The following is a 13,686-nucleotide window of genomic DNA, read 5'->3' as shown; positions in this document are numbered from 1 at the left end:
TGCCGCCCTGTGTTTACTCTTCCAGCCTGCGCCCCAGAAAGAACGCCGCCACACGCGCCAGCATGGCCGCGCATTCCTGGCTGGCCGCTTCGCCCTGCCGGATCGCCACGCTGCCGATCAAATCGCCGCTGCTCAGAATGGGAGTCATGAGCCCGGCCCCCACCCCGGCGCACACGTCGAACAAGGTTCCGTCCTGTACGTACAGCCGGCGCGCCTCCATGCGGCTGCTGTACTCCGGCGCCAGCGCCTGCCCTGCGGCCGGGCGCAAACTGCCCGCAGCCGCCACCACCTTGTCCCGGTCCGTGACCAGCGCTGAAACACCGGCGTTTTTGTACAGCGCTTCCACCAGATGTTCCGCCTCGCCGGCCAGTTCGCCCACAGGGCTGTATTTTTTGAAAATCACTTCACCGGTGCTGGAAACAAAAATTTCCAGCGGGTCTCCCACGCGGATCATCTGCGTGCGGCGAATCTCCTTGGGGATCACCACGCGCCCCAAATCATCGATGCGGCGCACAATTCCAGTTGCCTTCATCTTTCTATGCCTCCCTCAATGCGTTGCTTGTAGTATTTGTTGAAATGCGCCCGCCTATACAAAATGGCACAAAAAAAGCGGTCCCCGAAGGGACCGCCTGAATGCATTTATGCCGCCGGCTGCGCAGTGGAGTTTGTCTCCGTGCCGGTGGGCGTAGAATTGGTAGGTGTAGAGGTAGGCGGCGAAGAAGGCGGCGGCGCCGTGCTGGAAGAAGGCGGTGCCGGCAGCGCAGGAATCACCTCGGTGTACTGTGCGCCGCACACGGGGCACTGATACACCCGGGAGCCGTCCACGCCCACCTGAGCGGGCGTTTCACTGACAAGAATGCTGAAATTGTGCGCACCGGTGGCCGGCACCTGCTCGGTGTAGGTGGCCTGGCACTTGGTGCAGGTAAAGGTCTTGACGCCTGCCGCGCCGCAGGTGGGCTGGGTGGTGATGACACCGGCGTCATAGACATGCTCGCACACGGTCTTCTTGAAGCTGGCCGTCACGGTGATGGTGGTGCCGCCTTCCACATAGGCGGGCACATTGAAGGAAAGCGAGGGATTGTTCACATTGGAGATGGTTCCCACGCTGCAGCCCCAGGTCACAGCATAGCCGCTGTTCACATTGGCCGTCACCGCGGAACAGGTGGAGCCGGGCGCCACTTCCTGCTGAAGCGTACCGCTCAGCGAACCGCCCGCCGTGTCGCCTGCCACGCTGAATACCACTTTCACCTTGCCCTGGGCTTCGCTGGAAGACGAAGAGGACGAGGACGAAGAGGATTCCGGCTCGTTGACCGTCACAAACAAGCCGTCCGGCGGCGCCACATGGGTGGGAACATTGGTCACAGTGGGCCGTGTGTCCTCGGTCTCATGGGCGTGGGTGCGGATGTATTCCATCAGCGCGTCCATGCCGGTCTGGCTCAGGTGCACGCCGTCGCTGACCATATAGCCGCTTTTTGCATAACCGGTGGAAGCATCCTTCAGCGCCTCGCTGGAATTCAGGAAGGTATAGCCCTCTTCCCGTGCCAGCTCCAGCAGCGCCTGATTGAAGCTGTCAATGGTCTGCATGCTGATGTTGGGATACGCCCGCTCCTTGGCCACGGGGGAAACGGCGTTGATGATGATGTCCGCGTAAGGATAGGCCTCGTGGATGGCATCCAGCGCCTTTTTATACTGCTGCGCAAACACGTCGGCCGACCAGCCGGTGTTGTTGGTGCCGAAGGTGATGATGATGCGCTGCGGCTGCAGCATCTCCACTGCTTTGGGAACCAGCACCAGCGAAGAATACCCGGAAAACTTCTGTGTCGGTGTTCCGGTCACGTCCTGAATGCCCATGCCGGTGACGCCCAGGTTGTTTTCCCAGGTGGTCGCACCGTAAACTACCATGCGCTCGGTGTTGGAGTCGCCGATGAACAGCGTGTTGTCCACGTACTCCTGTCCGGCGTCCTCGGTTTTGGGCAGCACCGTGCCGTCGTACTCCTCCACCGCCAGGGAATTGGCGTTCATGTCATAACTCTCGCTGACCGAAACCGTCGAAGAAGGGGTGGAAACCGGCTCTTTGGCGCCGGCAAGGGTCATCACCAGGATGGCGATCAGCACCACCACAAGCAGGCAGGTCACCGCCAGAATGGCGATGTCCAGCGGGCTTCCTTTTCGCACGCGCCGGAAGAAACGCTGCAATGCCTTTCCGGTTTTTCGGAAGAATTTCTGGATCTGGTACAATCTGTCTCTCCTCCCACAGGCCGCAGGGGCATATTTTTTCACGATTCTTTTATTGTACATGATTTGTATGAAAAAAACCACCCCGAAGACATTTTTTCCAAAAAATCAGTTCCAGGGGCGGCGAAACAGCGGCGCAAACAGTGCGCCCAGCACCGCCAGTGCCGCACCTGTGACGCTCAGCACCCAAAATCCGGGCAGCGTGTCGAACAGCACCCCGTACAACAGCTGACCCGCAGGCTGCGCCGCCTGCACCGCCGCTGCGGTGAACGCCATGACGCGGCCGGTCATGGCCGGGGGCGTGCACGCGCCCAGCGCACTGATGGCAAACACCGAAAACAGACTGGCCAGCGCCTGCCCCAGGCAGAACAGCACCACCAGCGCCGCACACCGGGCGCCCGCACCGGGCAAAAGGGGCAGCGCACAGGCCGGCACAAACACCGCTCCCATGGCCACCAAAACAAGATGCAGCCGTCCGGTACCGGCACGGCCGGCCAGCGCGGACGCAGCCACGCTTCCCGCCAGTGCCGACGCGCCCACCAATCCCTCGGCCGCGCCGTACACCTGGGCGGACATGCCCAGCACCGTGCGCACCAGGTACGGAAATCCCACCGCCGCCAGACCGACCACCAGAAAATTGGCCAGCGCCCCCAATCCCAGAAGGCCTCCGGCCCGGGGCTGCTCAAACCGAAGGAACCGAAGCGCCCCGGCCAGACCGTGCCCCCCATGAGAAGCACCCGGCACCGCGGGCAGCTGCAGAAAGCACTCAAACCCGGCGGTGAATGAGAAGCACACCGCCGCGGTCCACAACGCCGCCCGAACGCCAAAGGCCCCATAGAACAATCCGCCCAGCACCGGCGCGGCCAGCCCTGCCAGCGCCTGCACCTGTGCTGCCGCCGCATTGGCGCGGATCAGGTTTCCGCCCCGGTGCATCTGCGGAATGCTGGCCTGGGTCACCGGCGTTTCCAGCGCCGCGGGCACCGCCAGTGCCACCGATAAGACCCCCAGCATCCACACGCCGCCCCTGTGAGAAAAGAACAGCGCGGCCGTCAGGGCGCACAGGCCCGAAAGGCCGTCCAGCGCCACCATCAGCTTTCGCCGGTCCAAACGGTCGGCCAGCACGCCGCCCACCGGCGAGAGCACCACGGCCAGCGCTGTGCCCACGGCCAGAATGCCGCCGTAGATCCCGGCGGAGCCGGTCTGCTCCAGCACGTACATGGACAGGGCGAACCGCAGCATCCCATTGCCCGCCAGCGAACACACCTGCCCCAACAGCAGCAGCGTAAAATTCCGGGTAAACAGCGGCCCCTCTGCCGCGCAGCGCAAATTCTTCTGATTCATGCTTCTTCACTCCTGTTGTTTATTTCATACCTTCGGAAGGTATGTATCATTGCAAACCGCCCCTCTTTTCATTTTTTGAGGCTGCTTCAGATACATACCAAAAGTATGTATCTTTCGAAACGAAAACCGCGCCGGGGCGCTTTTGCCTTTCGGCGCGGCTGCAAAAGCCAGGGACCGCTCACCGGTCACACAGTGCACGGATGTACTGCTCCATACTGTCGAAAAGCGCCTGGTCAAACAGCGGCACGCCCATTTTCTCCAGCAGATCCGCCAGAAAATGCACCCGGCGCATCATGGCCGCCTGTCCGTCCGCAAAGCCGGCGCCCATCCACAGGTTGGTCAGCATGGGCAGCACCTCGGCCAGCTCGTCGGCGTACTCTGTGTGCAGGGAACCGTCCCGGTTGCCCTCTTCCAGCAGCTTGCGCCACAAGGGCGCCAGGACCTTCTGGTTGCTTTCCATGGTCTGGGCCAGCACCCGGGGATTCTTCAAAAGAGGGATCGCCTGCCGGGTCATCTCATTGCGCCGGGCGTCCTGCCCGGACAGACGGATGACAAGGCGCATCTTTTCCAGCCCGTTCAAATCCCGGCGGCCCAGGGCCTCATCAAAGGGATTGTTCTGGTAAAACATCCGGTCTCCCAGCGCGTCCATAATGTCTTCTTTGCAGGAAAAATGATGATAAACCGCGCCTTTTGTCAGATTTCCCAAGGCATCCACAATGTCCTGAATGGTGGTGTTGTCGTACCCTTTTTCCAAAAACAGGCGGCCCGCCGCGTCCAGAATGCGCTGTTCGGTTTCCTCCGGGTGTTTGTTGCGCGCCATGGAGCCATCTCCTTTACATTCATTCGGTATGTATTATATCCTCATCCGCGGCGCCTGTCAACAAAAAACAGGGACCGGACCGGTCCCTGTTTTTGTTCGGATCAATGTGCGTGCCCCAGGCCCAGGACCCCCGCCCGCTCCAGCGAGGGGCGAATGGCCCGCACCAGAGCCACCGAGGCAACCACGGCCAGCACGCCGTTGATGGTGCTGGTGACACCCTTGGTCACCAGCTGCACCTGCACCGCACCCAGCGCCTGGCCTTCCACCAGATACATGACGATGAAGGATTTCAGCAAATACAGCACCACATAGGCGGCGCTGCCCACGGCCGCGCCCACCGCGTCACGCCGCAGCGTGCGCCGCGGACCCCGGCAGGCGATCCAGCCCGCCAGAAAGCCGATGAAAAATTTGGTCAGGAATGTGATCCAGCTCTCGGCGATGTACGCCGGGTTGGTAAAGTCAAACAGCATGCTGCCGAAGCCCGAGGCCAGCCCGCCCACCAGCGGCCCGAACAGCAGGCCGCTGAGCGCGCAAAACACGTTGCCCAGGTGAATGCGGGCCACGTCCCCGATGGGGATCTGCACCCAGCTGAATACAAAGACCAGCGCGCTCAACAGGCCTACCGCGGCCAGCTGGCGCACCGAAAAACGTTCTTCTCTCATGGTTCTTTCCTCCCTCTCTTGACAGGCGTCTTGTTTCGCCTTATCCTCATTATAGAGCAAATTGAACTCATTGAAATATTCAATTTGTGATTTTTTTATGGGTTCAGATTGGAGGATTCCCATGGAAGACCTGGTGTTTGTGCCCCAGGCGGACAGCAAAACGCCTTTGTACCAGCATCTGTACGCCCACTTTGTGCGGGCCATCCGTGCGGGGCGGCTGGCCCCGGGGGAAAAACTGCCATCCAAGCGGCGGCTGGCCGAGCAGCTGAAGCTGAGCGTGAACACCGTGGACGCGGCGTATCAGATGCTGACCGCAGAGGGCTATCTGGAAGCCAAGCCCCGCAGCGGCTTTGTGGTGCAGAAGCTGGAGCGGCTGGCGCCGCCCGCGGCCCCGGCCAAAAAACCGTGCAAAACCTCTGCTCCAGTGCGCTGGCGTTATAATTTCGAAACGGCCAGCATCGACACCGGGCTGTTCCCCTTCAAGACCTGGCGGCGCATCCAGCGGGATGTGCTGTGCGGCCAGCCCCACCTGCTGAACCACGGCCCCCGCAGCGGCGACGAGGAGCTGCGGGCCGCCATTGCCCGACATTTGCGGGAGGCCCGGGCCGCCCGGTGCGAACCGGAGCAGATCGTGGTGGGCGCGGGCATCGAATATCTGCTGGGCATTCTGGCCCGGCTGTTCGCGGGGCAGACCTTTGCGGTGGAAGACCCGGGCTACGCCCGCACCCACCGCATTCTGGCCAACAACGGCGCGCCGGTGGCCTTCGTTCCCGTGGACGGGCAGGGCATGTCCGCCCGGGCGCTGGCCGCCAGCGGGGCCCATCTGGCCTATGTAACGCCCAGCCACCAGTTTCCCACCGGCGTGACCATGCCCGTGGGGCGGCGCACCGAACTTCTGCAGTGGGCGGGCGCCGCGCCGGACCGGTATGTGATCGAGGACGATTACGACAGCGAATTCCGTTTTGACGGACGTCCCATTCCCTGCATGCAGGGCCTGGACGAGGCGGGCCGGGTCATCTACATCAGCACCTTTTCCAAAAGCGTGGCTCCGGCCATCCGCATCGGATACATGGTGCTGCCCGCGCCGCTTCTGGAAACTTACCGCCAGCGGTTCGGCTTCTACTCCTGCACCGTGAGCCGCTTTGAACAGCAGACCCTCAGCCGGTTCATGGACGGAGGCTGGTTCTCCCGCCATCTGGCGCGGCTGCGGGCGGCCTACCGGCACCGGCGGGACGCGCTGGTGCAGGCGCTGGACCGGGAGCTGGCGGCCATTCCCCACACGGTGCGGGGCAGCCACACCGGGCTGCACCTTCTGCTGGAGGTCCATGCGGGCGTCAGCGAAGCCCGGCTGGTGGAACGGGCTGCCGCCGAGAGCGTGCACCTGACCGGCCTGTCCGACTACTACCACGGCCCCTGCTGCGCGCCGCCCACCCTGGTGCTGGGCTACGCGGGCCTTGCCCCGGAGGACATTGACGGCGCGGTGCGCGCTTTGGGCCGCGCCTGGAGCGGCCTTACAGACGGCGGCCCTGGGTCGGTTTGAGAAAGAACAGGCACACCAGCCCCGCCGCAGCCGCCCCCACGGCCACGGCGTGGCGCCCGGCGGTCAGATGCAGCACCCGGGCCAGCAGCGGAAAGCCCACGCTGCCCGCGCTCATGCCCAGCGCCGCAAACCCGTAGTTGACCCCCGTGTGCCGGGGGCCGAACAGGTCCGTGACGGCCGACGGCAGTACCGCTGCCTGACCGGAGTAGCAGAAGGTCAGCAGGCTGTACACCACCAGCACCCACCAGCCGCCGGCGCGCCAGAACCACACCGACAGCCCGCACAGTCCCGTGAAGAGAAGCATGTCCGTGTACCGGCGGCCGATCTTGTCCGACAGCCAGGGCATCAGCAGGCGGCCGGCGGCAGAGCACACCGACCCCACCACGATGCAGGAGAGCGCCGCCTGTTCCGACAGGCCCCTCTCCTGGGCCAGCTCCACAATGATGGGGCTGAACAGCAGCACCGCCGGGGTGGCCAGCGCCACCACCGCCACCAGCAGCCAGTACTGCCGGGTTTTCACCATCTGGCCGGGCGTGTAGTTCCGGGCGCCGCTTTGCGGCGCACCGGCGCCGGTTTCGGGGTTTTCCAGCAGCACACAGGCCGCGCCGCACACCGCCAGCATGCCGGCGCCCAGGGCGCAGAACGCCCCCCGAATGCCCCACAGGCCGATGAGACGTCGCCCCAGCCAGGTGAGCACCGCGCCGGAGATGCCCACCGCGCCGCCGATGACCCCGGTGGCCAGCCCCTTTTTGTCGGCGTACCATTTCTGGGCGCAGCTCATCACAGCCGGGTACAGGAAGGCGCAGCCAAGACCCACGGGCGCACTGAAGGCGGCGTAAAACAGCCAGGGACTCCCGCCCGGGATCCACAGTCCGGCGCACAAAAAGCCGCTTCCCAGCAGAAGGGTGCCTGCGATCCCGGCGATCCGGGGGCCTTTTTTGTCCTGCAACAGGCCCCCCAGCACGCACCCGATGCCGAAAAAGCAGATGACAAAACTGAAGATCATGGCCCCGTCGGCTTCATTCAGCCCGTAGCCCTGACAAACGCTTTTTTGAAACACGCCCCAGGCCGAGGGAATGCCCGTCAGCACCTGAATGGCGGCGCCCGCGGCCAGAATGCTCCAGCGGTGTTTTTTCAAAAACTGCTGCATACTCCACGCTCCTTTCGTGGAAGTATGGGACGGACCGGGCCAAAAAATACAAAAAAAAGAGAGGCGTCTCGCCTCTCTTTTTCGTTTATTCTTCGGTTTTGGGCACATAGGCAATGGACAGATCGTCCAATTGCTTCTGCTCCACGGTCTCCGGGCAGCCGGACATGGGCTCGCCGGCGTTCTGCACCTTGGGGAAGGCGATCACGTCGCGGATGGAGTCCTTCTTCAGCATCAGCATCACCAGCCGGTCGAAGCCGAAGGCCATGCCGCCGTGGGGCGGCGCACCGTAGCGGTAAGCGTCCATCAGGAAGCCGAAGCTCTCCCGGGCGCGCTCTTCGGTAAAGCCCAGCGCACGGAACATCCGGTCCTGCAGAGCCGGGTCGTTGATGCGGATGGAGCCGCCGCCCACCTCACAGCCGTTGAGCACCATGTCATAGGCTTTGGCGCGGCAGGCGCCGGGGTCGCTCTCCACCTTGTCCAGGTCCTCGTCCTTGGGCATGGTGAACGGGTGGTGCTTGGCCATGTAGCGGCCCTCTTCCTCGCTGTACTCGAACAGGGGGAAGTCGGTGACCCACAGGAAGTTGAATTTGTCCTTGTCGATGAGCTCGTACTTTTCCGCCACAGCCAGACGCACCGCACCCAGAATGGTGCAGGCTTTTTCGCTGTTTGCATCCGCCGCCAGCAGCAGCACGTCGCCCTGGGCGAAATCCGCCGCGGCATACAGCGCGCGGATCTCCTCTTCGGTGAGGAACTTTTCAAAGCTGGAAGACTTGGCGTCCGCGGTCCAGCGGGTGTAGGCAAGGCCCTTGGCCCCGTAGGTCTTGGCCACCTCCACCAGCTTGTCGATCTCCTTGCGGCTGAGCTTGTCCGCCATGCCCTTCACATTGATGGCGCGCACGCTGCCGCCGCCTTCCACCGCCGAGCGGAACACCACGAACTGGCTGGTGCGCACCGCGTCCGTCACATCCATCAGCTCCAGGCCGAACCGGGTGTCGGGCTTGTCGGAGCCGAACCGGGCCATGGCCTCGGCGTAGGGCATGCGCAGGAACGGGGTTTCCACTTCCACGTTCAAAATCTCTTTGAACAGCTTTTTCACCAGGCCCTCGTTGACGGTCATGATGTCTTCTTCCGTAGCGAAGCTCATCTCCATGTCCACCTGGGTGAACTCGGGCTGGCGGTCGGCGCGCAGATCCTCGTCCCGGAAGCAGCGGGCGATCTGGAAGTACCGGTCAAAGCCGGACAGCATCAGGATCTGCTTGTACAGCTGCGGAGACTGGGGCAGCGCATAAAAATGGCCGGGCTGCACGCGGCTGGGCACCAGATAGTCCCGGGCGCCTTCGGGCGTGGATTTGATGAGCATGGGGGTCTCGATCTCCACGAAGTGATTGTCGCAGTAATAATTGCGGATCAGCTGCGCGATTTTGGACCGCAGCACGATGGGCTCGTGCATGGACGGACGGCGCAGGTCCAGATAACGGTATTTCAGGCGCAGCTGGTCGTTGACGTTGATGCCGTCCCGCACCTCAAAGGGCGTGGTCTCGGCCTCGCTGAGGACCCGCAGTTCGGTGACGAACAGCTCCACCTCGCCGGTGGGGATCTTGTCGGTCTTGGCGTCCCGTTCGCGCAGAACACCTTTGGCGATGACCACGTACTCGCTTTTCAGGCTGCCGGCTTTTTCAAACACAGCCTTGTCGGTGGAATCGTCAAAAATCAGCTGCAGGATGCCGGTGTTGTCCCGCAGATCGGCAAAGATGATGCCGCCCTTGTCCCGGCATTTGGCAATGGAGCCGGCAACGGTCATTTCCGTGCCCGCGTCCTTGGCCCGCAAAGCGCCCACATAATGGGTGCGGCGCAGATTACCCATGGTTTCCATGAAACATTCTCCTTACGATTGTGAAATCCTCTAACAGTATACCGCCTCAGGCGCGGTTTTACAAGATTTTCCGACATTCCAGATAATAGCGTTTTTCCTGGGCATGACCCATGGAGAAGGTCTTTTTGGGCAGCACCCCGCCCAGCACCACGCCCCGGAAGAGATCGCTTTTTTGAAAATCGGGCAAAAGCACGCCCACAGCCCCCTGCTGTGCCAGGCGGCGCACCTCGTCCCGGCCGTGGATGTAGTCCACCCGCGCGCCCGGGTTCTCCCGGCCAAAGTCCGCCAGAAACGCCTCCAGCGTGCCCACGGCCAGCGGGCGGGGCGGGTTGGCCGCTCCCAGCGTCAGCGTTTTTTCGCCGTCGGTCAGGCCGAACGTCTGCGGGGCACCGTCGTTCTCCGACGCACCGCCATGGGCCTGCAGCCAGGCGCGGAAAGCGTCGGCCAGCACGCCGAACGACGTGCCGAACACCGCCCGGTGGATGGGCTCCACCCGAATGGCGGGGCAGTGAATGTTCTCCAGCTCCACCAGGCACCAGCGGGCCGGATGGGTCTCTTTTTCGGCCTCGGTCAGGCCGGCTTTCACCTCTTCCCAGGCCGCTTTGGCCGTGGCCAGCGAGTGATTGCCGTCTCCCACCGCCATGGCCAGCGGCGCGCGGCCCGCCGCCTCGGGATACTTTGCGTCAAAGGCCGCCTGTGTGCCCAGCGCTTCCAACGCGTTTTCCACGGCGGCGATGTCCGCCGGGTCGGTCACAGCCCAGCCTGCCACCCGGCCGCCGCCCAGCATCAAGGGCGTGTCGTACAGTTTGCGCAGCCGGTCCTTTCGGGCGCTCAGCGGCTCCACCACGGTCCTTTGCGCGTCATCGATGAGCATCAGAATATGGGGCGTTTCCAGCGCGGCGCCCCGCCGTACCGCCAGCCGGGGCGGAATGCGCTCGGCCACCGTATTCTCCGAGGGGCGCACCGGCGGCTGCGCGCCGGGCCGGTAATCGTAGGCCTCCAGGTCCACTGCGCCCACCAGGCCCTGGCGCACGCCGCTCTCCGTGGTTCGCTCCACGTACACAAAGCCGTGGACGGCGCGGGTCAGCACCCGGTCCAGATACTCGTTCATGGTGCGGTGAATGGCTTCGATGCGCGCCGCTTCATCGGGCGCGCCCAGATAGGCCTCCGGCAGGGTGATGTGCAAAGCGCCGGGCACGTCCCGGCACATCTCTTCGGCCTGCTGCCAGTACTCCGGCCGGCTGGTGAACTGATCGCAGGCCAGCGCCGCCCATTTTTCCAGGTTGATGCTCTCGTCGGGCAACAGAATGTCCGCCGCGCAGAATGGTTTCATGTTCTCTCCCCCCGTGCTCTCTCATATCTTTTTATGATAGGCGATGCCGCCTGTTTTTGCAAGGGGGAATGAGACCATGAAACAAACGAACGGCGCTTTGTGGCTGGTGCTGGCGGCGCTTTTGTGCAGCACCGGCGGCGTGTGCATCAAACTGGTGCCCTGGTCGCCCATGGCGGTGAACGGCGCCCGGTGCGCGGTGGCCGCCGCCGTGACCGGGCTGTTTCTGGCCGCACAGCACCGCCGCCTGCGCTGGAACGCCACGGTGGCCTGCGGGGCGCTGAGCCTTGCCCTGACCACCATCTTTTACGCCTTTGCCACCAAGCTGACCAGTGCCGCCTGCGCCGTGCTGCTGATGTACACCTCTCCCATCTGGGTCCTGACCGTTCAGCGGCTGCGGGGCCAGCGGCTGGAAAAGCGGGAGGCACGGGCCGCGGCGGGCGTGTTTCTGGGCCTTCTGTTCTTTGTGTGGGACGGTCTTTCCGCCGGGCGGCTGGCGGGCAACGTACTGGGGCTGTGCAGCGGCGTGTGCTATGCGGGGGTGTTCCTGTTCGGCGCGGACAAAGAGGGCGACGCCGCTTCCTCCTCCCTGTTCGGCCAGCTGATCGGCGCGGCGGCGGGGCTGCCCTTTCTGCTGCTGGAGCAGGACTTCTCCGCCGTGCCCCTTGGCTGCGTGGCCATTCTGGGCATTTTTCAGCTGGGGCTTTCCTATGTGTGCATGTCCCGGGGGCTGGCGGGCACCAGCGCCGGTGCCGCCAGCCTCATCACCGCACTGGAGCCTCTGCTCTCCCCGGTGTGGGTGGCCCTTTTCTGCGGCGAGATGCCCGGCCGGGCCGCACTGCCCGGGATGGCGCTGGTGCTGGCCAGTGTGCTGTACTCTCAGCTCGGAGCTAAAAATGTCAAAAGTTCTTGACATATCTTCCGCGCTGTGCTAGCATGAAATTATCAAAAGAATTTGACATTTCATACAGAGAGGAGCATGGATATGCCGGCAGGTGCCTTGATTTTTCTGGTGGTCCTTTTGATTTTCGCAGGTCTGGACGTATTTTTGGTGGTGACGCTGTTTCACCCCGGGGACGAGCGCGGCCAGCTGATGGTGTGGAAGGCGGGCAGCCATACGCTGCTGGTGATGAGCCTGGTGCTGGTGCTGGACGTGGCACACAATATGGTGACGGGCCAGCCGGAAATGGTGAACCCCTTCACCCATCTGACCATCACCGCCATCGTGTATTTCTGCACCTTGATGTACTTTAAAAGGAAGCACGGTGGCTGAGATGGAAAATCAGATCCGCGCCCGGCGCAAGGCGCTGGGCCTGTCCCAGGAAGAGCTGGCGCGCCGGTGCGGCGTGTCCCGCCAGACGGTGAACGCCATTGAGAACAACAAATATGACCCCACGCTGGCGCTGGCCTTTCACCTGGCCAAAGAACTGGAGACCACGGTGGACCAGCTGTTTTCCTGCCCGTGATTTTGTGGTAAAGTGATAGCAGAAGGGGGCGGTCCCGATGAAAAAACGAGTGGCTGCGCTGACGCTGGCGGCGGCTCTGCTGGCCGGCTGCACAGGGGCGGACGGCGAGATTCCCGACCGGGGCGAAGTGCTGGCGTATGTGGATGAGCTCTGCGCCGAGCCCTACCGGGAAGTGAGCCGGGAACTGGTGGCCGAAACGCCGGATGACATGGAATACCGCTTTGAGACCGACCGGGGCCTGCACTTTACGGCTCACAGCTATCTGAGCCCCATTTACATCGATGCCAGCAAGACATCCTTTTACACCCCCGAGATCTCCTGCGACTATGTGAGCGCGGTGCACCGGCTGTACTCGGACGATGTAAAAGCCAGCCTGTCCCGGTGCCCGCTGTACCGGGAAAAAGACGGCTGGATGGTCGTTCTGCAGTTTTCGGACCTGGATGCGGCGGCGGATGCGGTGACGAAGGCCGACGAAATTTACGCGGCGGAACTGGCCTTTAACAGCCCGGAATTTCTGGCGCAGCATCCGGTGGCCAGCACGCATCTGGCGTGGTATGCTTCCGAAGAAGCAGCCCGGGCCCACGAGCGCTGGGTGAACCTGACGGACCTGGCCGTGACCGGGCAAAACGACCGCGAAGCCCTGTACAAAGAGCTGGCCGACCGGTACGCCCAGCTGTGCGTGGACGGGCAGATCACAGACAGCACCGTGCCCGCCGAATACCTGGCGGACAAGCACGTTTCCCGTTTGGACACGCTGAAGCTGGACGGGCGGACCATGACCTACGACCTGGAGGACAACCCGTTTTCCACTTACGGGCTGACCACGGACGATTACTGCTACGCCTGGTACAGCGACGAAGCACAAACCTACCGGCTGGTGATGGACGTGGGCTTTGCCACCGAACAGTCCAGCTATCCCCTGATCAACCGGGAGTACGTCCGGGCTTTGGGCGGGCACTATTCGCTGGAGATCCAGGGCGACCGGTACCGAAGCAGCTGGACCATCGGCGAAAACACCTGGCACATGGAAACTCTGTACAAAGACGGGGCCATTCGCTCGGTGCAGGTGGAGAAAAACGGACAGCCGCTGGAACTGGACCTTGTGACCGTGGACGAGGACGCCCGCGTGGGCGCCACCTTCTGCGCGGGGGTCAGCGCCGAAGATTTCTGCAAGCTGTTCGATTTGCGCTTTGAGGCGGACGAGCCCGGGCGCACCCTGCGCTTTTTCAGCAAATAAAAAAACAGAGGACCGGGTGCCCGCGGGGGGCC

General features: G+C 63.2%; 13 protein-coding genes. 5 read left to right on the top strand and 8 right to left on the bottom strand.

Going from position 1 to position 13,686, the window contains the following annotated elements:
• Window positions 1–13: 13 nt before the first annotated feature.
• The 5 genes from WMO24_RS03805 to WMO24_RS03785 all read right to left on the bottom strand — a co-directional run bounded on the left by WMO24_RS03805 (window position 14) and on the right by WMO24_RS03785 (window position 5,058).
• Complete coding sequence (locus WMO24_RS03805; RefSeq protein WP_349214990.1) at window positions 14–532, bottom strand: stage V sporulation T C-terminal domain-containing protein; 519 nt, start codon at window positions 530–532, stop codon at window positions 14–16.
• 107 nt (window positions 533–639) lie between these two features.
• The gene (locus tag WMO24_RS03800; RefSeq protein WP_349214989.1) at window positions 640–2,238 is read right to left on the bottom strand and encodes an SGNH/GDSL hydrolase family protein; all 1,599 of its coding nucleotides are present in this window, start codon (window positions 2,236–2,238) and stop codon (window positions 640–642) included.
• A 105-nt stretch (window positions 2,239–2,343) separates the two neighbouring features.
• Window positions 2,344–3,576, bottom strand: coding sequence for an MFS transporter (locus WMO24_RS03795; protein ID WP_349214988.1), 1,233 nt, complete (start codon window positions 3,574–3,576; stop codon window positions 2,344–2,346).
• A gap of 178 nt (window positions 3,577–3,754) precedes the next feature.
• Entirely contained in the window at window positions 3,755–4,396 is a 642-nt protein-coding gene (locus tag WMO24_RS03790; protein WP_349214987.1) for a TetR/AcrR family transcriptional regulator, read from the bottom strand.
• A 101-nt stretch (window positions 4,397–4,497) separates the two neighbouring features.
• Window positions 4,498–5,058, bottom strand: coding sequence for an ECF transporter S component (locus WMO24_RS03785; RefSeq protein ID WP_349214986.1), 561 nt, complete (start codon window positions 5,056–5,058; stop codon window positions 4,498–4,500).
• Between the two features lie 121 nt (window positions 5,059–5,179).
• On the opposite strand from WMO24_RS03785, the gene pdxR reads away from it, so the two are divergent.
• A complete protein-coding gene (pdxR, locus tag WMO24_RS03780) occupies window positions 5,180–6,598 on the top strand; it encodes a MocR-like pyridoxine biosynthesis transcription factor PdxR (RefSeq protein WP_349214985.1) in 1,419 nt (472 codons plus the stop codon).
• Here pdxR and WMO24_RS03775 read toward each other — a convergent pair.
• From WMO24_RS03775 to WMO24_RS03765, 3 genes are all read right to left on the bottom strand, one after another.
• A complete protein-coding gene (locus tag WMO24_RS03775) occupies window positions 6,570–7,748 on the bottom strand; it encodes an MFS transporter (RefSeq protein ID WP_349214984.1) in 1,179 nt (392 codons plus the stop codon). The two genes, pdxR and WMO24_RS03775, sit on opposite strands and share 29 nt — an antisense overlap.
• 85 nt (window positions 7,749–7,833) lie before the next feature.
• On the bottom strand, window positions 7,834–9,621 hold the full coding sequence (gene aspS, locus WMO24_RS03770; protein ID WP_349214983.1) for an aspartate--tRNA ligase: 1,788 nt from the start codon (window positions 9,619–9,621) through the stop codon (window positions 7,834–7,836).
• 58 nt (window positions 9,622–9,679) lie between these two features.
• Complete coding sequence (locus WMO24_RS03765) at window positions 9,680–10,954, bottom strand: DUF1015 domain-containing protein (RefSeq protein WP_349214982.1); 1,275 nt, start codon at window positions 10,952–10,954, stop codon at window positions 9,680–9,682.
• Window positions 10,955–11,030: 76 nt separating this feature from the next.
• Here WMO24_RS03765 and WMO24_RS03760 point away from each other — a divergent pair, with 76 nt between their 5' ends.
• The 4 genes from WMO24_RS03760 to WMO24_RS03745 all read left to right on the top strand — a co-directional run bounded on the left by WMO24_RS03760 (window position 11,031) and on the right by WMO24_RS03745 (window position 13,654).
• Window positions 11,031–11,864, top strand: a complete 834-nt coding sequence (locus tag WMO24_RS03760; RefSeq protein ID WP_349214981.1) for a DMT family transporter — start codon at window positions 11,031–11,033, stop codon at window positions 11,862–11,864.
• 72 nt (window positions 11,865–11,936) lie between these two features.
• Window positions 11,937–12,224: a hypothetical protein gene (locus WMO24_RS03755; RefSeq protein ID WP_349214980.1), complete on the top strand. Its 288-nt coding sequence runs from the start codon at window positions 11,937–11,939 to the stop codon at window positions 12,222–12,224.
• A 1-nt stretch (window position 12,225) separates the two neighbouring features.
• On the top strand, window positions 12,226–12,417 hold the full coding sequence (locus WMO24_RS03750; RefSeq protein WP_349214979.1) for a helix-turn-helix transcriptional regulator: 192 nt from the start codon (window positions 12,226–12,228) through the stop codon (window positions 12,415–12,417).
• A 37-nt stretch (window positions 12,418–12,454) separates the two neighbouring features.
• The gene (locus WMO24_RS03745) at window positions 12,455–13,654 is read left to right on the top strand and encodes a hypothetical protein (RefSeq protein ID WP_349214978.1); all 1,200 of its coding nucleotides are present in this window, start codon (window positions 12,455–12,457) and stop codon (window positions 13,652–13,654) included.
• Window positions 13,655–13,686: the final 32 nt, after the last annotated feature.

The sequence above is a fragment of the Ruthenibacterium intestinale genome, from assembly GCF_040096265.1.
Classification (GTDB): Bacteria; Bacillota; Clostridia; order Oscillospirales; family Ruminococcaceae; genus Ruthenibacterium; species Ruthenibacterium komagatae.
The sequence above is the reverse complement of the archived record's forward strand: the minus strand, read 5'-3'. Positions and strand labels throughout refer to the sequence as shown.